The sequence below is a fragment of the Kribbella orskensis genome (assembly GCF_004342085.1).
GTDB lineage: Bacteria > Actinomycetota > Actinomycetes > Propionibacteriales > Kribbellaceae > Kribbella > Kribbella orskensis.
In genome coordinates this window covers 304,085-328,271 of sequence record NZ_SLWM01000004.1, presented here as the reverse complement: position 1 = coordinate 328,271, position 24,187 = coordinate 304,085, and the positions used below count along the sequence as shown (strand labels likewise).

The window sequence follows — 24,187 nt, the reverse complement described above, 5'->3', positions numbered from 1 at the left end:
CCCCGATTCTGTGACATCTCAGGGACATCTCGGGGACATCTCGGGACACCTCGCGACACCTCGCGACACCTCGGGTCCGCCACTGAGATGAGCCTTTCGCGGGGAACGCCGGGCGTTCTAGCCTCGACACCATGGGTCGCGATGTCCGGCGGTGAGGTGGGGTCGTGGTTGCACGGCCGACGCGCGGAGTGTGCCGTACTGGACCGGATGCTCGCGGCTGTCCCGGGCGGGGCAGGGACCAGGAGGCGATCGAACGCCTCGAGCGAAGCCGCGTCGCGGTCCACCTCGCCCGCGCGCACCTGCTGTACGGCGAATGGCTGCGACGGGTGAACCGCCGCCAGGACGCCCGCGAGCAACTCCGCATCGCCTACGAGCTGCTCGAGCCCGCACACGGTGGAGTGGCACCTGCGCAAGGTCTTCGCCAAGCTCGGCATCACCTCCCGCCGGCAGCTCCGGGTGCAGACGACCTGATCAGCAGGCAGTAGGTCGCCGCCGGGCAGGTCAGCGCGGGATGTCGGCGGCGAGGAGTTCCTCGAGCTCGGCCAGGTCGCCACCGCCGGCCGCGGCGACGAGTGCCTGCAGGAGACGCCGGTGGGTGGTCGTGGTCACCGGCTGGCGCCGGTCGGCGGCGAGTCGCTGACGGGCGCGGGTCACCAGCTGTCTCGCGTTGGCCGCGCCGAGCTGCAGGGTCTCCGCGATCTGCCGGTACGGGTACTCGAACCCCTCGCGCAGAACGTAGGCGGCCCGCTCAGACGGCGACAACCGCTCCAGCAGCAGGTGCACGGCCTGCTCGACCGCCTCGCCTCGTTCGGCCTCGGTCTGCGGATCGACCCAGGCGCCCGCCCGGTCCGGGAGCCACGGGCCGACACAGGTCTCGTGCCGCCGGCGGGCCGATTTCGCGACGTTGATCGCCAGCCGGGCGGTCATGGTCGCCAGGAAGGCCGGGGGATTGACCACCACCGTCCGGTCGGTGCGCTGCCACCGGAGCCAGACGTCCTGCATGACGTCCTCGGCCTCGCAGACGCTGCCGAGCACCCGGTAGGCCACCTTGAACAACCGGGGCCGCGCCGCCACGAAGACCGCCGCGGCGTCCTCGAGATCGTCGGCCGCGACGGCCGCGACCGGCTTCTCCAACGTTGTGGTAGTCACTTTCCGGCTCCTTCGCTCGTCAGCCGCCAGGGGGTCCGCGAAGGGCGACTGCCATCACCGTCTCCCGTGGAGTCCGTGGGCCGCGCCCTGGAAGTCCGTAGTGGACCCCGTGGTCCGCGCACACCACGAACCAGACGAGTGGTTCGACCGGTACTACGTGGTCTGCTCCCGCGCCGCTTTGTCACAGCCGCCCGGTCTGCCTGGTCATAGCCAGTACCGGCCCGAACCAGCCGGTGATCCGGAGCCGAGGAGCGACATGACGACCATCGACACCGAGCGCCTGGTGATCAGGCCCTGGGAGGACGCGGACGCGGCGGACGCACTGGCGATCTACGGGGACGAGCAGGTGACCCGCTGGCTCAGTCCGGTGATGAGCCGGGTCCCCGACGTGACCGCGATGCGCTTGTTGCTGCAGAAGTGGCAGGAGAACGGCGATCCGGCGCCGGCGGGCCACTGGGCGGTGGTCCGTCGCGACACCAGCCAGCTCGTCGGCGGAGTGGGGCTGCTTCATCTGCCGCCCTGGCAGGGGGATCTGGAGCTCGCCTGGCAGTTGGCCCCCACTGCCTGGGGACACGGCTACGCCGCGGAGGCCGGCTCGGCACTCGTGCGGTGGGCGATGCATCAAGGTAACGTCGATGAGGTCTTCGCGGTCGTCCGCCCGGACAACACCCGCGGTGCGGCGACGGCTCAGCGGATCGGGATGGAGTGGATCGGCGAGACCGACAAGTACCACGACCTGAACCTTCACCTCTACCGCATCCGCCACTACGACCTGTCCTACCGCTAGGACCAGTCCTGCCGCCGGCCCGGGACGGGGAGACATCCTGAAGGTCTCCGGCGGGGGGTGACCGGAGACCGTCCAGTGGGGTGCTCTACCGGGTGGAGATCCCCAGTGCGTCCAGGATCGAGGCCGTCACCACGTCCGGGTTCGAGACGCTGAGGGCGTGGGAGGCGCCGGCCACCTCGCGGGTGCCCTTCGCGTCGGCGCGATTGGCCATGAAGCGGTGCAGGGTGACCGGGATGTTGAGGTCCTGGTCGCTGAACACGAACCAGGACGGCAAGGTCGTCCAGGCCGGCGCCGCGGCCGGTAGTCCTTCGGTGAGCGCGGCCTCGGTGACCGGTCGCTGGGTCGCTGCCATCACAGCCGCCTGGTCAGCAGGCACATCGGCGGCGAACTGGTGGTGGAACGCGTCCGGCCGGATGGCGAACTCGTTGCCGCCGCTGGACACCGGATACGCGGCCAGCGCCTCGCGGAGCGTGCTGCCCGGGAACTTGCCCGACAGTTCCAGCGCGCTCTCGCCATGGTCCGGCGCGAACGCGCAGACGTAGACCAGTCCGGTCACGGACTCGTTGCCCGCCGCAGCCTCCGTGATCACCATGCCACCGTACGAATGGCCGACCAGTACCGCGGGTCCGCCGATCCCCGCGATCACGTCGCGCACGTAGGCGGCATCACCCGCGACGCTGCGCAACGGGTTGGCGGCCGCGACGACGTCGATCGACCTCGCCCGCAACTGCTCGACCACGCCGTTCCAGCTGGCCGACTCGGCGAACGCGCCGTGGACCAGGACGACGGTCGGGTACTGCTCACTCATGGCTTCTCCTCCTCGTGGACTGCTGCTTCACCCACAAGGACCGGACAGCGATCCCCGTTGTGACGCTGGTCTCGACGGCCCCGGGAGCTGTCACACCGCCGGGCGCGGTCTTGTCCTTAGCTGTACAACCAGTCTCCTTCCGGCACAGAAACGAGAGAGCGAACCGATGAACACAGCGGACCAACAGATCTCGACCTCGGTGCTGGTGATCGGTACGGGTGGCGCCGGCCTGCGGGCCGCGATCGAGCTGGCCGAGCGAGGTGTCGACGTACTTGCCCTGGGCAAGCGCCCGCGGTCCGACGCGCACACGTCGCTGGCCGCCGGCGGCATCAACGCGGCGCTGGCGACGATGGACCCCGAGGACACCTGGCAGCAGCACGCCGCCGACACGCTGGCCGAGAGCTACCTGCTCGCCAACCCGGTCACGGTGCGGATCGTGACCGAGAACGCGGCCCGTGGCATCGACGACCTGGAGCGCTACGGGATGCCGTTCGCGCGCGAGGCCGACGGCCGGATCTCGCAGCGCTTCTTCGGCGCTCACACCTATCGGCGGACGGCGTTCGCGGGCGACTACACCGGCCTGGAGATCCAGCGGACGTTGATCAACCGGGCCGTCCAGCTGAAGGTGCCGATCCTCGACACCGTGTACGTCACCCGGATCCTGGTGCACGACAACACCGTCTTCGGCGCCTACGGCTTCGACGTGGAGACCGGGCACCGCTACGTCATCCACGCGGACGCGGTGATCCTCGCCGCCGGCGGGCACACCAGGATCTGGCGGCGCACCTCCTCGCGACGCGACGAGAACACCGGGGACTCCTTCCGGCTGGCCCTGCTCGCCGGCGGGAAGATCCGCGACCCCGAGCTGGTCCAGTTCCACCCGTCCGGCCTGATCGAGCCGGAGAACGCGGCCGGCACGCTCGTCTCCGAGGCGGCCCGCGGCGAAGGCGGCCAGCTGCGCAACGCCCTCGGCGAACGGTTCATGGCCCGGTACGACCCGGAGCGGATGGAGCTGTCCACCCGGGACCGGGTCGCGCTCGCGGCGTACACGGAGATCAAGGAGGGGCGCGGTACGACGAACGGGGGCGTCTGGCTGGACGTGTCCCAGCTGCCGCGCGAGACGATCATGCGCCGGCTGCCGCGGGTCTACCAGACGCTGCTCGAGCTGCAGATGCTCGACATCACCCAGCAGCCGATCGAGATCGCGCCGACCGCGCACTACTCGATGGGCGGGGTCTGGGTGCGGCCCGAGGACCACGGCACCGGCGTCGAGGGGTTGTACGCGATCGGCGAGGCGGCGAGTGGCCTGCACGGCGCCAACCGCCTCGGTGGGAACTCCCTGATCGAGCTCCTGGTGTTCGGCCGGATCGTGGGGGAGGAGGCGGCGAAGTACTCGACCGGCCGGCAGGTCCAGCGACGGTCCGCCGAAGCGCTGGGGGAGGCCCGGGCCGAGGTCGACGGTCTGCTCGACGCCGACGGACCCGAGAATGTCCGCGCGCTGCAACGGGCGGTACGCGACACCATGACCAACCACGCCGGCGTTGTCCGCGACGAGGCGGGGTTGCTCGCCGGCCTGTCGGAGCTCGAGTCCATCGAGGCCCGGGGCCAGCAGGTCGGCGTCCACCCTGATCTGGCCGGCTTCCAAGACCTGGCCCACGCGTTCGACCTGAAGTCCTCGCTGCTGTCCGCCCGCGCGACAGTGGAGGCTGCACTCGAACGGCGGGAGACCCGCGGCTGCCACAACCGCTCCGACTACCCGGACCTCGACGAGTCGCTGCAGGTGAACCTGGTGTGGTCAGGCCCGGGCCAGCTCGAACGGGAGGAGATTCCGCCGATCCCCGAAGAGCTCAGCCGCCTGATGCGCCACGTCTCCAGCATTGGCAAGCTCGTCGAGTAACAGGTCTCGCGGTGTGCAGGCTCGGCCACGACCTGCACCGCCGCCCGGTTGCTGTGCGGGCCGTTCGGATAGACGGTGCCGCCTCGCAGGAGCAGCGCGGCCTGGCCCGGACGATCATGGCCGGGGTGCCTTTGTGGAGCGTGGGCGGCGTCGAGCGGTTGGTGCGGGCTCCGCGCCCAGCATGCGGCGCAGGCGACGCAGTACCTGGTCGGTGAAGAGGCCGGCCAGGCAGCCGGTCAGGACCAGGACGGCCACTCCCGCACTCGAGGTGGTCTCGTCGCCGATGCTGATCAGGCCGGTGTTGACGGCGATGACGGCCACTGCGCCCAGCAGTGCCGACCACAGCGGACGCATCAGATACCACCAGGCGTACCGGCGCTCCTCGGTCCCCGTACTGCGGGCGAAGGCCATGCTCTGGTGGATGATACTGCCGACCGCACCCGCCGCGGCGCCGACGATCAGCAGGCTCATGTTCAACGTGGCCGAGAAGTCCGGCCCCCACCAGTGCACTGCGCGGACCGCCACGGTGCCCTCGCCGGCTGCTTCCTGGGCGGCCACCAGGCGTTCGGCCAGACCGTAGGCGGCCAGCAGACAGACCAGGCCGACTACAGCCTCGGTGACGTTGAGCGCGACGATCAATCGTTTGGTCGACCGCCGCAGCGCGGTCTCCCTTCGGCGTCGCGGCTTCGCTGGACTCACAATCCTGGTCATCTCGAGCCTCCCCCGGGTGTATCCACCTCTCTCTTGGGCGGAGACCCCGGGACGCTCGCGAATACACGACACAATCTCTGTATCACGGTCGCCGCCGCCGACTCCGCTCTATGTGGGGCACATCCGGGGGGAGAGGGCTGACGCGGTGCGCGAGAACCTTGTCAGGGGGAAGGCAACTCGGCACCGCGTCAGCCGGCCGGCAGCGACGACGTTCGTCATCGACCAGCTGTTACGGCCCGATCGAAGCCCCCGCGTCACCCGGCAGCAGGACCGGTCCGACGCCCGGCGCGGGTTGCGTCAGCGCGTAGGCCAGCAGTGCGTCCGCGGCCTGCCTGGCGCTCTCACCGGTCGCCGACATCCGCCCGGCGATCAGGCCCGCCACCAGAGGTGTCGAGAACGACGTACCGCTCCAGCGCGCCATCTCGGCGAAGGTACGCGTGGTTCCCGTGTTCGGCGGCTCCGTGCAGGTGTAGGTCCCGGTCAGGAACGCGTTGACGAGATTCTCGCCCGGCGAGTAGACGTCGACCCAGGTGCCGAAGTTGCTGAAGGACGCCTTGTCCCGCCCGTTCTCCGCCAACGCGCCGACTGAGACCACTTCGGGAAACGCCGCGGGCCAGAAGTACTGGCGGCTGTTCTCGTTGCCTGCGGCAGCCACCAGGACCAGGCCGTTGACGCGGTTCAAGCGCGTCTCGATGAAAACGTCGAGGCTCAGCGACGGAAGGTTGTTCCGGGTCGAGGTCCCGGCGGACAGACTGATGATGTCGGGCGACTCGGCCAGTACTTCGTCCAGCCGCACGGCCAGGTCGTCCTCGAAGGCCGCGCCGGCCTTGTCGAAATAGCTCTTGACCACTACCTCGGTATTGCGCGCGATCGAGCGCACGACGCCGGCGATGAAGGTCCCGTGACCGGCGTACGGGCCGATCGTCTGCGTCACCGGGTCGTACCCCGGCTCCGGCTCGCCGGTCACACCGTCCAGCCAGTACGCCGCGGGCGCGGGCGTCCACCCGACATCCAGGACGACCACCTTGACTCCCCGCCCGTCGGTCGCGCCGGCCGGCAGCAGCGGGTCCGGCGGGATCCCCGGCGGTACCTCCTCCGGTTCAGTCGCCGGACAAGGGCTCACGCTGCACACATAGAAAAGGTGCAACGGCGTGACGACGCCACGTCCGAACAGCAGGTCCGCGAACTCCAGGAAGCGTTGGGTCGGGCTGAACGCCTGTGGCGCCTCATCGGGTACGACGGACGGCAGGTCGAGTCGGGTGACACCGCCGATGCCCCCCTCGTGCGCAGTTCCGCCGTCTTGCCGACGGCCGCGACCGAACGCTGTCATCACGCGGTCCAGATCGGTGTCCCGGACCAGCACGCTGCCTGCTCGGCACAAGTAGCCCGCGCCCTCCGTGCGCCAGTCCTCGGGCCAGACCTCGACGACACCGTCCTCGAACTCACTGAGAATCAGGTCGATCTGGGAGATGTCTTTTCTCTTCGGATCGCCTTTCGGATCGCCTTTCGGCTGGTTGGAATCGCCGTCTGGTTTCGGCTTCTCCGCCATGAATTATTCCTCCCCTGAGAATCGCCGGCACGAGTGCTCGGCCAGCTAGCCTTTCACTGTGCCGATAACCGGGGGTGGTGTCGAGGTGATAGCGGCCCCGGAGGATCTGTTGCCGCTGGCTCTGTCGCGTCCGCACGATGCGATCGCGGGCGCGAAGTCGTTGCTCGAGTCCGGTCCGGCGCCGCTCGTCGCGTCCATCGCTCATCAGGCGAGCGGGATCAGCCTGCGGCAGCTGGGAGACGTCGACGCCGCGATCCGGGAGATGCGGATCGCGCTGCGGCTCGCGACGAAGTCGGGTCAGCGCCGGCGCGAGGCCGACGTACTGGCGACGCTCGGCGCGACACTCGGGCGGGCTGGTCATGGCAAACAAGGGTTGGCTTGTCTCGACCGTGCGGTGGCTGGAAGCCGGGGTGCCCTGGCCGGGCGGGTGCTGATCCGGCGCGCCGACGTTCTGCTGATCCTCGGGCGACATCAGGAGGCACTCGACGACCTGCGGGGTGCCGTGACCCGACTCCGGCGCGCCGGTGATCAAGTGTGGGAGGCGCGATCGCGCAACTATCGCGGCTTCGCCCATCTCGCGCTCGGCAGCACCCGGCAGGCCGACGCGGACTTCGCCGTCGCGGAACGCCTGTACGCCGCGAGCGGGCAGGAGTTCGAGTACGCCGAAGCCAGGCAGAACCGCGGCCTGGTGGCATTCGCGCGCGGAGATCTTCCCCTGGCCCTCGAGTACCTCGGCGATGCGGGGCAGCGGTTCGAGGCGGTCGGCGTCGTCTGGCCCGACCTCGCCATCGACCGTTGCAGGGTGCTGCTCGCCGCCGGTCTGACCACCGAGGCGCTGGACGAGGCGGACCGGGCCGTCGTACGGATGGAGACCGAAGGCGGTCAGGCGACGAAGAAGGCCGAGTTGTTGTTCACGGCCGCGACCGCGGCCCTCGGAGCGACGGATCCGCTGACCGCCCGCGAACGTGCTGAGCAGGCGCGTCGGCTCTTCTCCGCGCAGGGCCGCGCCCGGTGGTCGGCGCGGGCAACGTTGATCCAGCTCGAGGCTCGCCATCAAGGAGGCGAGCGAGGGCCGCAGCTGCTGCGCCGGGTGACTGAGACGGCGACGCGATTGGATCGGCTGGGCGCAGCCGAGGCACCCGCCGCGCACCTGCTCGCGGGACGGCTGGCTCTGGTCGAAGGGCGGCGAGTGGCCGCCGACCGGCATCTCGAACATGCTGCGCGGTTGCGGCGAGGCGCACCGCCGCTGGCGCGTGCAGCTTCCTTGCTCGGCAAGGCGTTGCGGTCGGAGGCCGGCGCAGACGTCCGCGGGATGCTGGCTGCCTGCGACCGCGGGTTGGATGCCCTGGACGAGCATCGACTGACGATGGGCGCGACCGAGCTGCGAGCCAGGGCAACCGCACATGGCGCCGAGCTGGCCGGACTTGCGCTGCGGGAGGCCCTGCAGCGCAAGGACGCTCGCCAGTTGCTGCTCCGGAGCGAACGCTGGCGTGCGACCGCCCTGGCTGTGCCGGCTGTGCGGCCGCCGGGGGATGAGCAACTGATCGCGGACCTCGCCGCGCTCCGCGACGTGGCCCGGCGGCGGGAGACCTCCGGCGATGACCTCAGTACTCCGGCTGGTGCGGCACTCGGCCGGGAGCAGCGGCGGCTCGAGGACGCCGTGCGCTCCCAGACCTTGAAGGCTCGCGGCCACGATGCGGCCGCGAGCTCTCCGCCCTTCGATCTAGAGGAGTTGATCGACGAACTGGGCGGAACAGTGCTGGTCGAGCTGATCGAGGTCGACGACGTCCTGTACGCGGTGGTCGTCCGGGATCGCCAGGTCCGGCTTCATACCGTTGGCCCTTTGCCCGCCGCGGCGCACGAAGTGGAGCGAGCCCGGTTCCGCCTGCGATGGTTGGCTCGCGGTCGGCCGCCGACCGGGCCGTCGCTGGAGGTCATCGGGGCGCGGCTCTCGGCGGCGCTGCTCGGAGCTGCCGCGGCCGACCTGGGCGACGGACCTGTTGTTGTCGTTCCGCCGAGCCGGTTGCAGGCGCTGCCCTGGGCCTTGGTTCCTGAGCTGGTGGGCCGCGCGGTGAGCGTTGCACCGTCGAGCGCGACCTGGTTGTGGGCTCGCCGGTTGCGCCCGCCGAACGGCCGTCGCGTGGTGCTGGTGCTCGGCCCCGGCCTGACCGCCGGCCGCGCAGAGATCTCGCAACTGGTCGAGCGCTACCCGGCGGCGACGGTGCTCGCCGAGGGCGCGGCGACTGCCGAGCAGGTACTGCGTGCGTTGGATGGCGCCTGGCTCGGGCACATCGCGGCGCACGGCACCTTCCGTTCGGACAACCCGTTGTTCTCGTCACTCCGGCTCGACGACGGACCCCTGACTGTGTACGACTTCGAGCGGCTCCGGCATGCGCCGTACCGGCTGGTGTTGTCGAGTTGCGAGTCCGGGCTGGCGAACCCGGTCGGCGCGGACGAGTTGCTCGGTCTCACCAGCAGCCTGGTGCCACTCGGCGCGGCCGGGATCCTGGCCAGCGTGGTACCGGTGAACGATCCGGCCGCAGTGCCGCTGATGACAGCGCTGCACGGCAACCTGCATGCCGGCCAGTCGCTCGCGGAGGCGTTCGCGGACGCCCGGACCGCGGGCGGTGACGATCCGGTCGCGCATGCGACAGGTTGCTCGTTCGTCGCACTCGGGGCCTGAATTTGGCCCTGAATCCGGAGGTATCAAAGAGCACTCGACGCTCTCCGTACCAGTGAGAGACGTCCTTGGTGGTGAGGGAGGCGCGGCATGCGCGATGATCCAGCGGTGATCCGGCTGGTCACAGGCGCCAGGGACGGGGACAAGAGTGCCTGGGACGAACTGGTGGAGCGGTATGCGCCACTGGTCTGGGCGGTCAGCCGGCGCTACCGGCTGTCGGCCGAGGACATCGACGACGTCGGCCAGAGCGTGTGGCTGCTGCTGATCGAGCATCTGCCCGGGCTGCGGGAACCGGCGGCGTTGCCAGGCTGGATCGCGACGACCACCCAGCGAGAGTGCCTGCGGGTACTGCGGGTCGGTCGGCGGGTCGAGCCGATCGATCCGGCGGATGCCGACCCGGACGTGCCCGACGCCGCGGTGGCGGTCGACGAGGAACTGCTTCTGCACGAACGCCGCGAAGCGCTCCGGGCCGCCTTCGGTCAGTTGGCGCCGCGTTGCCAGTTGCTGTTGTCCATGCTCACCCAAGACCCGCCCGTGCCCTACAGCGAGATCAGCCGGAAGCTGCACATGCCCGTCGGCAGCATCGGTCCCAACCGGGCCCGCTGCCTGGACCGACTGCGGCAGGCCCCGGCACTTGTTGCGCTGATCGACACCGGGAACGAGACCGCCCATCGAACCGGAGGAGGTGAGCAGCATGGCAGGCCAGTGGTGGACCGATGACGACCAGTTGCTCGAAGAGCTGCAGGACGCGTTGACGATTACGCGGGAGATGTCTCCTGACTTCATCGACGTCGGCAAGGCCGCCTACGTGTGGCGGACGATCGATGCGGAGCTCGCCGCACTCACATATGACTCGGTCTGGGACGGCGGGGAGCTCGCCCTCACCCGGGCGGACAGCGCGATGCTGCGGACGCTCACCTTCGGCTCGGACGCGCTGACCATCGAACTCGAGCTCACCTCGGACGAGGTGCTCGGCCAGATCAGCCCGCCCGAGGGGGGAACGGTGAGCCTGCGAACGGACACCGAGGAGCTCGGGCGGGCTGCCATCGACGACCTCGGCTTCTTCATCGTCCGGCCGGTTCCGGGCCGGCCGTTCCGGGTGCTGTGCCAGACGGACTCGGGTGCCACCGTGCTCACCGGCTGGGTGTCGCCCTGACGAAAGTTGATCATCATGGGGGGAAGTTCACGCCGGCAGGCCGGGATTCACCGGCTTGTCGGACAGCAGGAGGCGGGAAGGCCGGCGCGTGTGCCAGCTCGTGTTGTGGCTGGTGTGCTGATTGGTGCGCTGGTGCTGCTCGGGCTCGCGACGGCTGGTGCCGCCCACGCAACGAGTACCGGGCAAGCAACGATGACAGCGCCGACGTTGTCGATCGAGCCGAGCAGCGGCGCGCCCGGTAGCAAGGTGACCGCGGTCGCCCGGGGGTACCAGGAGTGTCGCCTCGCCCAGGAGCCTTCTGTTGAAAAGCCTTCAGCAGAAGAGTCTCCGGGCCGGGAGCCGGCTCTGGCCGATACTCCGGCCGATCAGGGTGCGGCGGGAGTTGTGGTGTTCGTCTGGGACACCAGCGTTGAGCTGAAGCGGGTCCCGGTCTCCACGGGTGGATCGGCGACGATCACCTTCACAGTGCCCGAGTCCGCGACCGCGCGGCGGTACTGGGTCGAGTCGCGCTGTGATGGTGACGAGTCGATGACACAGACCGTCCCGTTCAGGGTGACGGGCACCGACAAGCCGTCGGTCGTCGTTCCCGGAGTCGTCGGCCTGAACGCCGATCAGGCCCGGAAAGCCCTGGCGGACAAGGGATTGCTGCTCGGCAGGACGTCGGGGGACGGGGACAAGATCCAGAGCCAGAACCCGGCCGCCGGCAAGGAAGTGGCGTCCGGCAGCAAGGTCGATGTCGACCTGGGCAAACTGCCACCACTGGTGGCCGTGCCGAACCTGGTCGACGGCTCGCAGGAGAGTGCCGAGGCAGCCTTGGCATCGGTGGGTCTGAAGCTCGGGAGTGTCGAGGGCCGCGGAGACGTCGTACGAGTGCAGAATCCGGTCGCCGGCCGCGAGGTGAGACGCGGTACCGCCGTCGACATCTCGGTCGTCTCGCTACCGCCGCAGACAGTCACCGTGCCCGACCTGGTCGGCGCGAGTGCCGCTGAGGTACCTACCATCCTGCGCGGCCGCTGGCTGGTGCTCGGCCAGGTGTCCGGCGATGGCGACGTGGTCCGTCAGCAGAGCCCGAAAGCCGGATCGAGGGTCCGGATCGGAAGCGCCGTCACGATCAGTACGGCGGTCGGGGTCGATCCACCTCGGCTGGTTCAGGTCCCGGACCTGGTCGGCGGGAGGCTGGCCGCGGCTCGCTCGGCGTTGACCGCGGTTGGCCTGGTGCCGGGCGGAAGCCAAGAGGGTGACCGGGATATCGCCAGTCAGCAGCCGGTCGCCGGAACCCTGGTACCGGCGGGGACAACGGTCACTCTGACCGTCGTACAACCGCTTCCCTGGCGGGCAGCTGCGGCCGCTTTGGTCCTCCTGCTGGGGATCGGCGCAGTCGGCTACCGCATCCTGCGGAAGCGCCTGGAGCATCGATGGGTCCGCGGCAAGGTCCGGGTGACGGCACGGCAGACTCCCGCAGCCGCCCCGACGATCACGGAGTCACGGACGACGAAGCCGATGCCGGTGGTGCGGATCGAACCGCACGCCGACGCCGGTCGCAGCATTCTCGAGGAGGTCTGACAGATGAGCAGTTCCACTCTCTACGCACCGCTGACAGCCGGGGCTTTCCTGTTCGGTGACAGCCCGGGGGCCCACACCGCGGAGGCGGTCGCGCAGGCGATCAGCCAGCAGGGCGCCGCCCGTTCCGCACTGCGGTCCGTCCGCCGGCTTTCGGCCTCGTCGGTGGAGACCGTCGACCGCGAGATCGGCTCCGTGACCGGCCGGCTGCTCGACCTGGATCTCGGCGAGATCCTGGTGTCGAGCTGGCAGAAGTACTCGAAACTGATCGAGTCGGCGGAGCGGACGCAGGCAGCTCCCGGCAGTGAGGAGATCGTCGAGCTCGTCACGCACCGGGTCAGCTCGACCTACACCCCGCACGTCGACCTGGCGGTCGAGCGCACGCTGGTCCACTCCTTCGAGTTCGAGCTGGAGCTCGTCTTCGACGTGATCGGACTCGAGGCGGTCGTCCGCGACGGCGCCCTGGCGATGGTGCGCGCCGGCGAGTGCGTGGTCACGGCGACGCTGACGCTCGACGGCGCCCGGCTGGCGAAGAAGCGTCACCTGGTCAACCTCGACCTGATGGTGCGGCTGGATCCGCCGCGTCCGCTGATCTCCGGGTCCGACCCGGTCCGTACGCCGGCCGCCGACTCCGCCGCCACGCCGATCGACGCCCGGCCGAGCCGCTGGCCCGAGGCGGTGCCCCTCCGCAGCCGAGGCCGCGGCTGACGAGCAGCGGTCTTGCCCTGGACCCTGCGTCAGACGCTGCGCAGTACCGAGACCACGATGCCCAGGATGACGGCGCTGTCGCCGTCGATCACGTCGTACTCCGGGTTGCGGGGCTCGAGGTACACGTGGCCGTTGCGGCGGCGGTAGACCTTGACGGTCGCCTCGTCGTCGATCATCGCGGCGACGAGCTGGCCGCTGTGGGCCTCGGTCTGCTGCCGGACCACGACGATGTCGCCGTCGCAGATCGCGGCGTCGATCATCGACTCGCCCCGCACCCGCAGGCCGAAGACGTTGCCCCGGCCGGTCAGGCCGCGGGGGAGCGAGAGCACATCGTCGACGTGCTCCACGGCCGAGATCGGCGTACCGGCGGCGATGTCACCGACGACCGGCACGGAGACGGAGTCGTCGGACACCGACCGGCCCGGCGAGTCCTGCAGGAACAACCGCACGTCGATCGGCCGCGACATCGAGGTACCGCGCCGGAGGAACCCCTTCTCCTCCAGGCTCGCCAGGTGCTTCGACACCGAGGACGCCGACCGCAACCCGACCGCGTCGCCGATCTGCCGCGTACTCGGCGAATAGCCGTACTTGACCACCCAGTCCCTGATCGCCACCAGAATCCGCTGCTGCCGCTCCGGCAGACCTGAGGCGTTGAGGTGTTCGAAGGGATCGAGATCGTCGTAGGTCACCCGCGGAATCGTAGAGGCAATCACTGCGGCCACCACCGCCCGGGCGGTATCCCGGGCTCGCGTTGATGGCCGGTTGTGAGGTGCCGGTTGTGAGGCGCATGTGGTGCCGCGGGCGCGGCGCGATCGGCTGGACCGGCCGATCGCGCCGCTGGGGAGGGCAGCGCTCAGTTGATCGGGGAGATCATGCCGCCGTTGACGTAGACGGTCTGGGCGGTGACCCAGCGGGTCTCGGGCGAGACCAGGAAGCGCATCACCGGAACCACGTCGACGGGGTCGCCGAGGTCGCCGCTGATCGTCATCCCGCTGAGCCAGGCGATCGTCTCGGGAGTCTCCGCGTCGAAGAAGAAGCTCGTCTTCTGCGGGCCGGGGGCGATGCAGTTGACCGTGACGCCGCGGGGGCCGATCTCCTTCGCGAACGCCTTGCTGAAGTGCTCCACCGGCGCCTTGCTGCCGGCGTACGCCGAGTAGGTCGCCGCGGTGACCGCGACCTGGGTGGTCACCATGTTCACGATCCGGCCGTTGTCGGCCATCTTGCCGAAGGCCTCGGCCATGAAGAAGTACGGCACCTTGGCGTTGATGGCGAACGAGCGGTCGTACTCGTCCTCGGTGGTCTCGGACAGCGGCTTGCGGATGATCAGGCCGGCCGTGTTGACCAGGATGTCCCAACTGCCGAACCGCTCGATCGTGGTGTCGACCAGCCGGGTGATCTCGGAGTTGTCGGTCAGGTCGCCCTGGTGGGCGAAAGAGCGCACGCCCCGCGACTCCAAGTCCTTTACCACCAGATCGGCCTCTTCGGCGCGTCGCGCGCTGTTGTAGTGCACGACGACGTCGGCGCCGTCGTCGGCGAGTGCCTCGGCGAACAGCCTGCCGATGTTGGCGGAGCCGCCGGCGACGATGGCGACCTTTCCGCTGAGCTTTCCTGCCATGTCAGTGTCCCTTCGGGGTGGTGGGGTGGAGCAGATCGGCCAGGCCGAGCCGGGTGAGGAACTCGGCGCGGATGCGGTCGGCGACCGCGTTGACGACGACGGCGCCGTCGTCGGAGGGGTCGTAGTGCACCCGGAACGGGCGGCGGCCGGCCGGCGTGCCGACCACCCCGGCGACGATCCGCGCGATCCGGCTCGGGTCCGCGTCGGCCGGCTCGAGGGCGGCCATCCTCGTGCCGATCTCCTCCATCAGCTGTGGGTAGCGGGCCTCGTACTCCGCGGCGATGTCGGCGTCGGCGGGGCGGCCCGCGTGGGCGTAGTGATTGGTGCCGTGGGTGAACGAGCCCGGTACGACGATGGTGGTCTCGATGCCGAACCGGGCCACCTCGAGTGCGGTGGTGGCCGCGAGGGCATCCAGGGCGGCCTTGGCGGCGAAGTACGGGGCGAGGTACGGCGGGGTGCCGCCGCGGGTGCTCGTGCTGCCGATCCACACCAGCAGCCCTTCGCCCTGGATGCGCAGCGTCGGCAGCAGCGCGCGGTTGAGCCGGTGCGCGCCGAGCACGTTGGTGTCGTAGAGCTCGGCGAGTTGCTCCGCGGTGAAGGCCTCGGCCGGCCCGACCACCATGTGGCCGACGTTGTGCACCACGACGTCGAGCCGCCCGGTCTCGCTGAGCACGTCGTCGGCGGCCCGTCGGACGGACTCCTCAGAGGTGACGTCCAGCTCGACGACGCGCAGGTCGGCACCGGTGTCCTTCGCGTACTCCGTGGCTGCCGCGGCCTGCTCGGCGTTGCGGCCGCCGATGTCACGGATCCCGGCGAAGACGGTGTGGCCCGCATCGGCGAGAGCGCGAGACGTCATCAGCCCGAAGCCGCTGGACGCACCGCTGATGAAGACGTTCCTGGCCATGCTCGTCAGTCCTTCCTTGTCGATCGCAGTCCCAGCGTGCGGAGCCGGGGAGGGAGGAACAATCCGTCATTCTGCGAAGAATCCGGCCCGGGGGCTGTTGCCCGCGGACGGTCGTAGGTAGCGTCAAATGACTCTGATTTCCTGGCTGTAGCGACCACTACGCAAGCGGGCCTGTTGTAGTATTTGCTACGTTCAGCTCGCGGGCGGGCAGCTAGCGAATGGATTCGGAAATGACGGACGCACCCTGCTCCCCGCACAGCTCCTCGCAGCTCGTCGGCCGGGAGAGCGAACTGCGGATGATCCACGAAACGGTCCGCGCCGCCGAACGGACCGGCGGCACCCTGCTCGTCGTCGGAGACGCCGGCATCGGCAAGAGCGTCCTGCTGGACGCGGCCGCCGCCGTGGCCGCCGGCAACGGCGATCGGGTCCTGCGGGCCGCCGGCGTAGAGTTCGAGACCGACATCAGCTTCGCCGGGCTCAACCAGCTGCTGCTGCCGGTGATGCGTGAGGCCGCGTTGCGGGATTCTCCGCAGAGCGGGCCGCTGCGAGTGGCGCTGGGCCTCGATTCGGGGCCGGCGCCGAACTTCCTGGCCGTGTCCAACGCGGTGCTCGAGCTGCTGGCCGAGCTGGCGGCGGCCGTCCCGGTGCTGCTGGTCGTCGACGACGTGCCGTGGCTCGATCGTTCGAGCGCCGTCGTCCTCGGCCTGGTCGCGCGGCGGCTGACCGACGTACGGGTCGGGCTGCTGGTCGGCCAGCGCACCGGAGCGAACGGCTTCTTCGAGTACAGCGGAATGACCCAGCTGGTCCTTCGTCCGCTCGACGACGCGGCCAGTGAGGAGCTGCTCCGGCAGCGCCATCCCCAGCTCGGCCCTCGGGCGCGACGACGCATCCTCGACGAGGCGCAGGGCAACCCGCTCGCGCTGACCGAGCTGCCGGCCCTGCGCGACGGGAGGAAACCGCTGTCGGCGCTGCCGATGAGCCGCCGGTTGCACGAGGTCTTCGCGGTCCGGATCAGCGGGCTGCCCGACGCGACCCGGGAGCTGCTCCTGCTGGCGGCGTTGTCCGGGCCGTGCTACCTCCGGGTGATCGCCGGTTCGGTCGAGGCCATCCGGCACCTTGATCCGGCGCTGCGGGAAGGCGTGGTCGAGCTCGACCAGCAGACGGGGAAGCTGAGCTTCCGGCATCCTTTGAGCCGGCTCGCCGTGGTCGAGCTCTCGACCCTTGCCGAGCGCAATGAAGCCCACCGGCTGCTGGCCGATCGGTCCCCTGACCCGGTCCGCCGGGCGCGCCACCTGGCCGAGGCCACGGTGGAGCCCGACGAAGAGGTCGCCGGGCTCGTCGAGCAGGCCGCCCACATCGTGCTTCGTCGCGGTGACGCGGTGGCCAGTGTCGAGACCCTGACCCGCGCGGCAGAGTTGAGCGTGGACCGTCAGGCCCGGATCCGCCGGCTGGCCGAGGCCGCCACCATCGGCGCCGAGGTGACCGGGACCCTCGGCAGCGCGGAGGAACTGCTGGCGACGGCGAATCAGTACGCCGTCGATCCTTCGAGCTCTCTGCAGCTGTCGATGGCGGCCGCGAGTGTCCTGTTCAACCGGGACTGTGCAGTCGACACGCCACACCGGCTGCTCACCCTGGCGCTCGAGGCACACGCCGACAAGGTGGACAGCGAGACCCTGGCCGAGGCCCTGCAGCTGCTCGCCATGGTCTGCTACTTCGGCGGCCGGGCGAAGTTGTGGGTGCCGTTCCACACCGAGATGGACCGGCTGGGCGCGGCCGCGCCGGCGAGCCTGGTGCTCCTGAGCGGGCTGTGGGACCCGGTCTACCGGGCCAAGTCCGTGCTGCCGCTGCTGGACGACGAACTGCGCAGCCTGGGTGGGTTGGACAATCCCTGGGAGATCATCCGGATCGGTGTCGCATCGGTCTACGTCGACCGGATCGGGGAATGCCGGGAGGCCCTCTGGCGAGTCGTCGAGGACGGCCGGCAGGGTGGTGCGGTCTCCGCCGCCATCAACGCCATCGTCTCGCTGACGGTGGACGGCTGGATGCACGGCCGCTGGGACGAGGTCGACGTGCTCGTCGCCGAGGGGCGCGAACTCGCCAAGCTGCACGGCTATCTGCGGTACACGTGGGTCTTCGACGGCTACATCAGCAACCTGGTGGGAGCCGCGCGGGGGATCGAGACGGCGGAGGCAGGGGCCGCGGAGCTGGACCAATGGGCAGGATCCCGCGGTGCGCTGGTGGTCAAGGGGATGGCCCAGCAGATCTACTGCCTCGTCGCACTGGGCCGCGGCGACTTCGATACGGCCTACCGGTACGCCGCCGAGATCAGCCCGCCGGGGGTCTTCCCGCCGTACATGCCCCAGGCGCTCTGGGTGCTGTTCGAGCTGGTGGAGTCCGCCATGCGGTCAGGTCGCGAGCGGGAAGCCCGAGCTCATGTCGAGGCCGCCCGGGCAGCGTCGATCGACGAGTTGTCCTCGCGGCTGGCGGTGGTGGTGCGCGGCGCCGAGGCACTCGTCGCGCCGGAGGATCGTCGTACCGAGCTCTTCGAGCAGGCACTCGCGGTGCCCGGCGCCGAACAGTGGCCTTTCGACCTGGCGCGGGTGCGGCTCTGCTACGGCGAGGCGTTGCGCCGGGAGCGGCACATCGCGGCGGCCCGGCGGCAACTGTCGGCGGCGCGGGCGGTGTTCGACCAACTCGGTGCGCGCCCGTGGGCCAGGAGAGCCGCCAACGAACTGCGGGCCGCCGGACTGACCCGATCGCAGGCATCGCACCCGGCCGCGATCCCGCTGACCGCCCAGGAACGTGAGATCGCCATGCTCGCGGCGACAGGCCTTACCAACAAGGAGATCGGGGAGCGCCTGGCGCTGTCACCGCGCACGGTGGCGGCCCACCTCTACCGCACGTTCCCGAAACTGGGCATCACCGCCCGCGCGGCCCTCCGCGACGCCCTCTCCGCCCGCCCCGACGACTGAGCCGGCGCCGTACGGTCAGTTCAGGATGCGGGAGATGCCGACGCCGCTGCGGGCGTCGCGGCCGTACTTCGCGAGCTCGGCGGCGAGGTCCAACGGCGCGACGCCCGCCTTCTGGCGATCCTCGTCGGTGAGCAGGTCGGCCGGGATGATCCAGACGATCTCGAACTCCAGCCCGCTCGGATCCTTGCCGTAGAGCGACTTGGTGGTGCCGTGGTCCGATGCCCCGACCAGGGCGCCGACGTCGCCCAGCGTCTTCGCCAGGTCCTCGAGGTCGCCGAGGGTGTCCACCTCCCAGGCCAGGTGGTAGAGCCCGACGGTGGTCCGGCCGGCCCCGGACGGCCCGGCCTGGGCGCCGAGCTCGAACAGCCCGAGGTCGTGGTCGTTGGTCGATCCCGGCGCGCGCAGGAACGCGGCTCCCTGGAAGGAGCCGCCGCCGTCGGTGTACCCGAACCCGAGCACGTCGCGGTAGAAGGCGACACTCTCGGCCAGGTCGCGCACGTACAGCACCGCATGGTTCAACCGGAAGATCGCCATGTCCTCGACTTCCCCTCGTCGTTTCGGTTTCAACACTAGTTGAGGACTCAACTGAGGGGTAGTGGCAGGCTTGCCCGCGGTTGTCGGAGAGGGCCGCGAGGCCCGGCGAAGGGACGGATGCATGGAAGAAGAGGGCGCCTACTCGCTCAGTGCACAGGAACGGTCGATCCTCGGACGGCTGGCGGAGTTGGCGGTGCCACGTGATGAGTTCCCGTCGGCGGCCGACGTCGGTGCGGTGGCGTTCGTCGAGCGGGTTCTCGCCGAGGACCGGCCTGACTGGCGGCCCCGGGTTCTTCGGGCGCTGGAGGTAGCCGGTGCCGAACCCGACCTCGACGCCGTGCTCGCCGACTCCGACGGGGCCTGGCTCGTCCGCCTGGTGGCGCAGGGCTTCTACGCCGGCGACGGTCACAGCCCGTACGGCGAGCGACCGCCGGCGTGGGAGATGGTGGGCTGGCGGCCGGACGCGGCCGGGACCTGGGAGACGACCCAGACCGAACTGACCGTCACCCCACGGTCGGCGCTCGCCGGCCGCTACGACTGCGTGATCATCGGGTCAGGCGCCGGCGGGGGAGCGGCAGCCCAGGTGCTCGCCGAATCGGGCCGGTCGGTGCTGGTGGTCGAGACCGGCTGCTACCCGTCGACGGAATCGCTGACCCGTGATCACCTGCGCAACCCTCGGTCCACGGTTGGCCTGCCGGCCTTCACCGACCCGGATCCGCAGGGACGCCCGAGGGTCTCCGTAGTCGACGGCGAGGCGCAGATTGTCCTGCCACCCGACGGTGGTTGGGGCAACAACGCGTTCACTGTCGGCGGCGGCACCCGGGTGTACGGCGCCCAGGCCTGGCGGTTCGCCCCGCGCGATTTCACCATGGCGAGCACCTACGGCGTCCCCGAGGGCAGCGCGCTCGCGGACTGGCCGATCACGTATGCCGACCTGGAGCCGTACTACAGCCTGGCCGAGCAGAGGTTCGGGGTGAGCGGTGGCGGGGTGGACCCGTGGCACGATTCGCGCTCGATCCCGCTGCCGATGCCGCCGCTGCCGCGATCCGGTTCCGCGCAGCGGCTGGTGGATGCGGCCGATCGCCTGGGCTGGGGCACCCTCGACGTACCGCTGCTCATCAACTCGGTCGACTACCAGGGGCGGTCCGGTTGCGTGCGTTGCGGACAGTGCGTTGGTTTCGCCTGTCCGGTCGACGCCAAGGCGGGCACCCACAACACGGCGTTGCCGGCGGCACTGGCGACCGGTCTCTGCACGCTGGTCACCGAGACAACAGCCGAACGACTCGTCACCGATGCCCGAGGCCGAGTCACCGGCGTGGCCCTGGTCGCCGCTGACGCCGACGGCCGGATCTGGCGTCGTACGGTCGACTGCGCTGAGGTCGTCGTCGCTGCCGGTGCCACCGAGACCCCGCGACTCTTGCTCAACAGCGCGCACGACCACGAACCACGGGGACTCGGCAACAATCGCGACCAGGTGGGCAGATACCTCCAGGCGCACGTGTACGCCGGTGCGGCCGGGGCGTTCGACGACGAGGTGGTCGACCTGCTCGGCCCGGGGGTGTCGATCGCGACCTGCGACTTCCGGCACGGCAACGACGGGATCGTGGGTGGCGGGATGCTGGCCAACGAGTTCGTCGCCACCCCGGCATCGACGTACGACTATCTGACCGGGGCAGGCCTGATCCCACCGGCCGGAGCGGCCGGGAAGCAGGCGATGCGGCGTGAAGCCCTCCGCACGTTGCGTGTGGTCGGGCCCATCCAGGAGGTCACGTCGGCGGAGTCCAGGGTGCGGGTCGATCCGGAGGTCACCGACCGATTCGGCAACGCCGTGGTGAGGATCAGCGGGTCGATCCACCCCGAGGACGTCCGCACTCAGGCATACATGAGCGATAAGGCCAGGCAGTGGCTGGTCGAGGCCGGCGCAGCCCGTACTGCGGTCGGCGGCGCCGGAACTGCGCGGCGAGCCAGCGTCGGCCAGCATCAAGCTGGAACGTGCCGGATGGGCGACGATCCGGCGCGCTCGGTCACCGATCCGTACGGCCGGGTCTGGGGGCACGAGAACGTCCGGATCGTCGACGGCTCGGTGCACGTGACGAACGGCGGGGTGAACCCGGTGCTGACCATCCTGGCCGGCTCGCTGCGCATCGCCGAGCACCTCGCCGGCGTCACGCGCTGACGTGAAGGCGCCCGGGGTCGGGTGGTCCGACCCCGGGCGCCCGCGTCACCAGCTGTTGTTGGAGATGTCCAGGCCGAGGATCACCTGGTCGAAGGTGTTGCCGTCGTTGTCGTCGGTGTAGGCGACGGCCACCTCGGACCACGGCGACACCGCGACCGCCAGCTGCTCCTGCCGGCCGACGGTGACCTGGCTGAGTTGCTGCGCCGACAGCCGTCCGGTGTCCGTCCCGTCGGTGCCGAACCCGCGGACCCAGACGTCGAGGTCGGTGGCCTGAATCGTCCACCCCACGACGCTGTTGCTCTGGTCATCGATACCGACATCCGGGTCCTTGCCCCCGGCAGCGACCTGCACATCCGCGAAGCGCGGAGTGCCCGCCCCGTCGAAGGTGCGGGTCCACGCCCCCGCAGTACCGGTGTGGTCGGACTCCCAGGCGACGGCGAAGTCGCCGTTGAAGTTCGCCGCCACGGAGGCGTGCGTCTGCTGCCCGCCGCCGTTGGAGTTCGCCGTACGGCGGGACAGGGTGACCGCGCCGTTGGTCCGGGCCAAGCCGAGCAGGCCGATGTTGTACCACGCGTTGGCGTCGCCGTCCTCGTCCCAGACGACGATCGCGTCGCCGGACGCCGACACCGCGACGTCCGGTTTGTGGTGCTGACCGGTCGTCTGCGAAGCGGTCACCTGCCACGCCCGGGTCGTCGGCCCGGTGAACCCGGCAGCCTTGATCAGCGGCTGGGCTCCGGTCTGGATGTCCTCCCACACCACGGAGAACGCGACCGCTCCACCGGCCGGCGCGCCGTCCGGGTCGACGGCCACCCGCGGGTTGATCTGCTGACCGGTCGAGCTGTTGTTCGCGTTGCCCGAGGCGGTGACGGTGCCCGCGGTATTCACCACCCGGTACGGGACGTTGTAGTAACCGTTGCCGTCCGGGTCGTCGGCCCAGACCACGACGGCGTTGCCCTTGTCGTCGAGACCGACGTCCGGCTGGAGGTGGCGCCAGTTGGTGACGCCGCTGCTGCCGCCGGCGGACAGCTTCTTCTCGTAGACCGCCGTGCCGTTGCGGAACAACCGCACGAAGATGTCGCTGTGGGCGTTGTCGGTCGCGGCGGTGGTGTCCCGGTCGTCCTCCCACACCACGGCGACGTAGCCGTTGCGGTTGGTCGCGATCGAGGGAACGTCCTGGTCCCCGGTGGCCACGCTGTTCGCGGTCAGCCAGGTCGGCGTCGCCACGGCGGCCTGGGCCGGGGTGGCGATGGTTGCGCTGAACAACAAGGACGACGCGGCAGCGCCGATGGCGAAGAGCTTCTTCATGTCCGGTCCCCTCACACGGCCTGAAGGCCGGGCCGGCCCTCTTCGATCACGAACGACTTGACCGTGGATGCCGCGGCGTCGTGTTCCGAGACCTTCGCCACGGCCCGGTAGTCGGCCCGCAGCTGCGTCGGGCTGATCGTCGTCCGGACGTAGCCGCGCCTGTTGTTGTAGAACTTCAGCCACGGGTTGGTCCCGACGTCGGGGATCGCGGTGGCACCGTCGCCGTCACCGCTGGAGGTGACCGAGCTGGTCACCAGTTCGCTGCCGATCACGGCCGAGGCAGGATTGTTGTAGTCGGCAACCAGGTTGCTCGCCCAGGCGCGGTGGACGTCACCGGTGAGGACCACGGGGTTCCGGGTGGCGCGGTCGACCCAGCCCTGCTGGATCCGGGCCCGGGAGGCGCGGTAGCCGTCCCACGAGTCCATGCTCGCGCCGGTCGAGTTGAACCGCCGCGCGAAGAACACCTGCTGGCCGATGATGCCCCAGGTGCCGGAGTGCTGGGCGAGTCCGTCGAGCAGCCAGGTCTCCTGGGCGTTGCCGGGCAGGCTGCGGGACGCCAGATCCGCGTCCGAGCAGATCTTCCAGCCGTCGCCACACGCCTGGTCGTTGCGGTACTGCCGGGTGTCGAGCATGTGGAAGGTGGCGAGGTTGCCCCACCGGAGCCTGCGGTACAGCGGGATGCTGTTGCCGTTGTTGGCCTGGGCCGGCCGCAGCGGCATGTTCTCGTAGTACGCCTGGTAGGCGGCGGTCCGCCGGGCGGTCCACTGGGCCGTGGTCAGCGACGGGGTGCTGTCCGCCCGCACCATGTTGGCGTAGTTGTTCTCCACCTCGTGGTCGTCCGGTACGACGATCCACGGCGCGACCGCGTGCGCGGCCTGGAGATCCGGGTCCGACTTGTACTGCGCGTAGCGGCGGCGGTAGTCCGCGAGCGACACGATCTCCGTGGCGCCCAGGTGGAGCCGCGTGCGGCCCGCCGTGGCCGGGTACTCGTAGATGTAGTCGCCCAGGAACAGGATCAGGCCGGGGTTGTCCTCGGCCATCCGGCGGTACGCGGTGTAGTAGCCCTCTTCGTAGTGCGCGCACGAGGTGAAGGCCATCACGAGATCGCGGCCGTTGGTGTCGTCGGCCGGAGCGGTGCGGGTCCGGCCGACCGGGGAGAGGTGACCTTGGGCGCGGAAGCGGTAGTAGTAGTCCGAGTCGGGGTTGAGGCCGTTCGCGATCACATGCACGGAGTGGGCGGCCCCGTAGGTCGCCGTCACCTGGCCCTGCGTGACAAGCGTGGTGAAGCGGTCGTTCGTCGACACCTGCCAGTCGACTGTGACGTTGGTGTTGGCCATGCCACCCTGGCCGTCGGCGTTGAGTGGCGAAGGGGCCAGCCGGGTCCACAGCACGACGCTGCTCGCATCGGGTTCACCCGAGGCGACGCCGAGCTGGAACGGATACGGAACTGCTGCGGTGGCGGTGATGATGCTGGAGTGGGCGGGCAGTGCGGTGGCACCGGCCGCCGCTAGTCCACCGAGGACAAGGGTTCGACGACTGATCGGTCTCATGGGCCTCACCTTCAGAAATGCGCATGGCGACAGGCCCCTCGGACAGCTGAAACGGGCGGAAACATCCGGGAACCTCCAGGGCGGTGGTAGTTCGTTCCCATGGTCACCGGAATTGCGTAACTTTTC

20 protein-coding genes are annotated in these 24,187 nt (G+C 70.0%); 10 read left to right on the top strand and 10 right to left on the bottom strand.

Going from position 1 to position 24,187, the window contains the following annotated elements; all coding sequences use genetic code 11:
• Nucleotides 1–164: 164 nt before the first annotated feature.
• Nucleotides 165–485 (top strand): hypothetical protein, encoded by a 321-nt coding sequence (locus EV644_RS13755; protein WP_199239799.1) that lies wholly within the window; start codon nt 165–167, stop codon nt 483–485.
• Nucleotides 486–501: 16 nt separating this feature from the next.
• Here the strand turns inward: EV644_RS13755 and EV644_RS13750 are convergent, their stop codons facing one another.
• Nucleotides 502–1,149 carry a sigma-70 family RNA polymerase sigma factor gene (locus EV644_RS13750; RefSeq protein ID WP_241998133.1) on the bottom strand — a complete coding sequence of 216 codons (648 nt, stop codon included), beginning with the start codon at nt 1,147–1,149 and terminating at the stop codon, nt 502–504.
• Nucleotides 1,150–1,405: 256 nt separating this feature from the next.
• On the opposite strand from EV644_RS13750, the gene EV644_RS13745 reads away from it, so the two are divergent.
• On the top strand, nt 1,406–1,936 hold the full coding sequence (locus tag EV644_RS13745; protein ID WP_132188636.1) for a GNAT family N-acetyltransferase: 531 nt from the start codon (nt 1,406–1,408) through the stop codon (nt 1,934–1,936).
• Nucleotides 1,937–2,021: 85 nt separating this feature from the next.
• On the opposite strand, the gene EV644_RS13740 is transcribed toward EV644_RS13745, so the two are convergent.
• Entirely contained in the window at nt 2,022–2,744 is a 723-nt protein-coding gene (locus EV644_RS13740) for an alpha/beta fold hydrolase (protein ID WP_132188635.1), read from the bottom strand.
• A gap of 166 nt (nt 2,745–2,910) precedes the next feature.
• Between EV644_RS13740 and EV644_RS13735 the strand changes: the two genes are divergently transcribed.
• Nucleotides 2,911–4,641, top strand: coding sequence for an L-aspartate oxidase (locus tag EV644_RS13735; protein ID WP_132188634.1), 1,731 nt, complete (start codon nt 2,911–2,913; stop codon nt 4,639–4,641).
• A 114-nt stretch (nt 4,642–4,755) separates the two neighbouring features.
• On the opposite strand, the gene EV644_RS13730 is transcribed toward EV644_RS13735, so the two are convergent.
• Complete coding sequence (locus EV644_RS13730; protein WP_132188633.1) at nt 4,756–5,352, bottom strand: hypothetical protein; 597 nt, start codon at nt 5,350–5,352, stop codon at nt 4,756–4,758.
• A 229-nt stretch (nt 5,353–5,581) separates the two neighbouring features.
• Nucleotides 5,582–6,901 (bottom strand): S8 family peptidase, encoded by a 1,320-nt coding sequence (locus tag EV644_RS13725; RefSeq protein ID WP_132188632.1) that lies wholly within the window; start codon nt 6,899–6,901, stop codon nt 5,582–5,584.
• Nucleotides 6,902–6,959: 58 nt separating this feature from the next.
• Here EV644_RS13725 and EV644_RS13720 point away from each other — a divergent pair, with 58 nt between their 5' ends.
• The 5 genes from EV644_RS13720 (at nt 6,960) to EV644_RS13700 (ending at nt 13,005) form a co-directional block, all read left to right on the top strand.
• Nucleotides 6,960–9,584: a CHAT domain-containing protein gene (locus tag EV644_RS13720; RefSeq protein WP_199239798.1), complete on the top strand. Its 2,625-nt coding sequence runs from the start codon at nt 6,960–6,962 to the stop codon at nt 9,582–9,584.
• 87 nt (nt 9,585–9,671) lie between these two features.
• On the top strand, nt 9,672–10,301 hold the full coding sequence (locus EV644_RS13715; protein ID WP_132188631.1) for an RNA polymerase sigma factor: 630 nt from the start codon (nt 9,672–9,674) through the stop codon (nt 10,299–10,301).
• Complete coding sequence (locus tag EV644_RS13710) at nt 10,276–10,737, top strand: hypothetical protein (RefSeq protein ID WP_132188630.1); 462 nt, start codon at nt 10,276–10,278, stop codon at nt 10,735–10,737. The genes EV644_RS13715 and EV644_RS13710 overlap by 26 nt, the downstream gene beginning before the upstream one ends.
• A 114-nt stretch (nt 10,738–10,851) precedes the next feature.
• Nucleotides 10,852–12,300: a PASTA domain-containing protein gene (locus tag EV644_RS13705; RefSeq protein WP_158292821.1), complete on the top strand. Its 1,449-nt coding sequence runs from the start codon at nt 10,852–10,854 to the stop codon at nt 12,298–12,300.
• 3 nt (nt 12,301–12,303) lie between these two features.
• Entirely contained in the window at nt 12,304–13,005 is a 702-nt protein-coding gene (locus tag EV644_RS13700; protein WP_132188628.1) for a hypothetical protein, read from the top strand.
• A gap of 29 nt (nt 13,006–13,034) precedes the next feature.
• Here the strand turns inward: EV644_RS13700 and lexA are convergent, their stop codons facing one another.
• From lexA to EV644_RS13685, 3 genes are all read right to left on the bottom strand, one after another.
• Nucleotides 13,035–13,694, bottom strand: a complete 660-nt coding sequence (gene lexA / locus EV644_RS13695) for a transcriptional repressor LexA (RefSeq protein WP_132188627.1) — start codon at nt 13,692–13,694, stop codon at nt 13,035–13,037.
• A gap of 164 nt (nt 13,695–13,858) precedes the next feature.
• Nucleotides 13,859–14,620 (bottom strand): SDR family oxidoreductase, encoded by a 762-nt coding sequence (locus EV644_RS13690; RefSeq protein ID WP_132188626.1) that lies wholly within the window; start codon nt 14,618–14,620, stop codon nt 13,859–13,861.
• A gap of 1 nt (nt 14,621) precedes the next feature.
• Nucleotides 14,622–15,524 carry an SDR family NAD(P)-dependent oxidoreductase gene (locus EV644_RS13685; protein ID WP_132188625.1) on the bottom strand — a complete coding sequence of 301 codons (903 nt, stop codon included), beginning with the start codon at nt 15,522–15,524 and terminating at the stop codon, nt 14,622–14,624.
• Nucleotides 15,525–15,754: 230 nt separating this feature from the next.
• Here EV644_RS13685 and EV644_RS13680 point away from each other — a divergent pair, with 230 nt between their 5' ends.
• Nucleotides 15,755–18,496: an AAA family ATPase gene (locus EV644_RS13680; RefSeq protein WP_158292820.1), complete on the top strand. Its 2,742-nt coding sequence runs from the start codon at nt 15,755–15,757 to the stop codon at nt 18,494–18,496.
• A gap of 15 nt (nt 18,497–18,511) precedes the next feature.
• Here EV644_RS13680 and EV644_RS13675 read toward each other — a convergent pair whose 3' ends face one another.
• Nucleotides 18,512–19,030 (bottom strand): VOC family protein, encoded by a 519-nt coding sequence (locus EV644_RS13675; RefSeq protein WP_132188623.1) that lies wholly within the window; start codon nt 19,028–19,030, stop codon nt 18,512–18,514.
• Between the two features lie 121 nt (nt 19,031–19,151).
• Here EV644_RS13675 and EV644_RS13670 point away from each other — a divergent pair, with 121 nt between their 5' ends.
• Nucleotides 19,152–21,206, top strand: coding sequence for a GMC oxidoreductase (locus EV644_RS13670; RefSeq protein WP_132188622.1), 2,055 nt, complete (start codon nt 19,152–19,154; stop codon nt 21,204–21,206).
• Between the two features lie 45 nt (nt 21,207–21,251).
• Here the strand turns inward: EV644_RS13670 and EV644_RS13665 are convergent, their stop codons facing one another.
• On the bottom strand, nt 21,252–22,511 hold the full coding sequence (locus EV644_RS13665) for a hypothetical protein (protein ID WP_132188621.1): 1,260 nt from the start codon (nt 22,509–22,511) through the stop codon (nt 21,252–21,254).
• An 11-nt stretch (nt 22,512–22,522) separates the two neighbouring features.
• Entirely contained in the window at nt 22,523–24,061 is a 1,539-nt protein-coding gene (locus tag EV644_RS13660) for an alkaline phosphatase D family protein (RefSeq protein ID WP_132188620.1), read from the bottom strand.
• Nucleotides 24,062–24,187 lie beyond the last annotated feature (126 nt).

What these genes read in the sequence shown, in the direction of transcription:
- EV644_RS13745 (WP_132188636.1), top strand. Translation starts at nt 1,406, where the DNA reads ATGACGACCATCGACACCGAGCGCCTGGTGATCAGGCCCTGGGAGGAC.
- EV644_RS13740 (WP_132188635.1), bottom strand. Translation starts at nt 2,744, where the DNA reads ATGAGTGAGCAGTACCCGACCGTCGTCCTGGTCCACGGCGCGTTCGCC.
- EV644_RS13735 (WP_132188634.1), top strand. Translation starts at nt 2,911, where the DNA reads ATGAACACAGCGGACCAACAGATCTCGACCTCGGTGCTGGTGATCGGT.
- EV644_RS13730 (WP_132188633.1), bottom strand. Translation starts at nt 5,352, where the DNA reads ATGACCAGGATTGTGAGTCCAGCGAAGCCGCGACGCCGAAGGGAGACC.
- EV644_RS13725 (WP_132188632.1), bottom strand. Translation starts at nt 6,901, where the DNA reads ATGGCGGAGAAGCCGAAACCAGACGGCGATTCCAACCAGCCGAAAGGC.
- EV644_RS13715 (WP_132188631.1), top strand. Translation starts at nt 9,672, where the DNA reads ATGCGCGATGATCCAGCGGTGATCCGGCTGGTCACAGGCGCCAGGGAC.
- EV644_RS13710 (WP_132188630.1), top strand. Translation starts at nt 10,276, where the DNA reads ATGGCAGGCCAGTGGTGGACCGATGACGACCAGTTGCTCGAAGAGCTG.
- EV644_RS13700 (WP_132188628.1), top strand. Translation starts at nt 12,304, where the DNA reads ATGAGCAGTTCCACTCTCTACGCACCGCTGACAGCCGGGGCTTTCCTG.
- EV644_RS13690 (WP_132188626.1), bottom strand. Translation starts at nt 14,620, where the DNA reads ATGGCAGGAAAGCTCAGCGGAAAGGTCGCCATCGTCGCCGGCGGCTCC.
- EV644_RS13685 (WP_132188625.1), bottom strand. Translation starts at nt 15,524, where the DNA reads ATGGCCAGGAACGTCTTCATCAGCGGTGCGTCCAGCGGCTTCGGGCTG.
- EV644_RS13680 (WP_158292820.1), top strand. Translation starts at nt 15,755, where the DNA reads ATGACGGACGCACCCTGCTCCCCGCACAGCTCCTCGCAGCTCGTCGGC.
- EV644_RS13675 (WP_132188623.1), bottom strand. Translation starts at nt 19,030, where the DNA reads ATGGCGATCTTCCGGTTGAACCATGCGGTGCTGTACGTGCGCGACCTG.
- EV644_RS13670 (WP_132188622.1), top strand. Translation starts at nt 19,152, where the DNA reads ATGGAAGAAGAGGGCGCCTACTCGCTCAGTGCACAGGAACGGTCGATC.
- EV644_RS13665 (WP_132188621.1), bottom strand. Translation starts at nt 22,511, where the DNA reads ATGAAGAAGCTCTTCGCCATCGGCGCTGCCGCGTCGTCCTTGTTGTTC.
- EV644_RS13660 (WP_132188620.1), bottom strand. Translation starts at nt 24,061, where the DNA reads ATGAGACCGATCAGTCGTCGAACCCTTGTCCTCGGTGGACTAGCGGCG.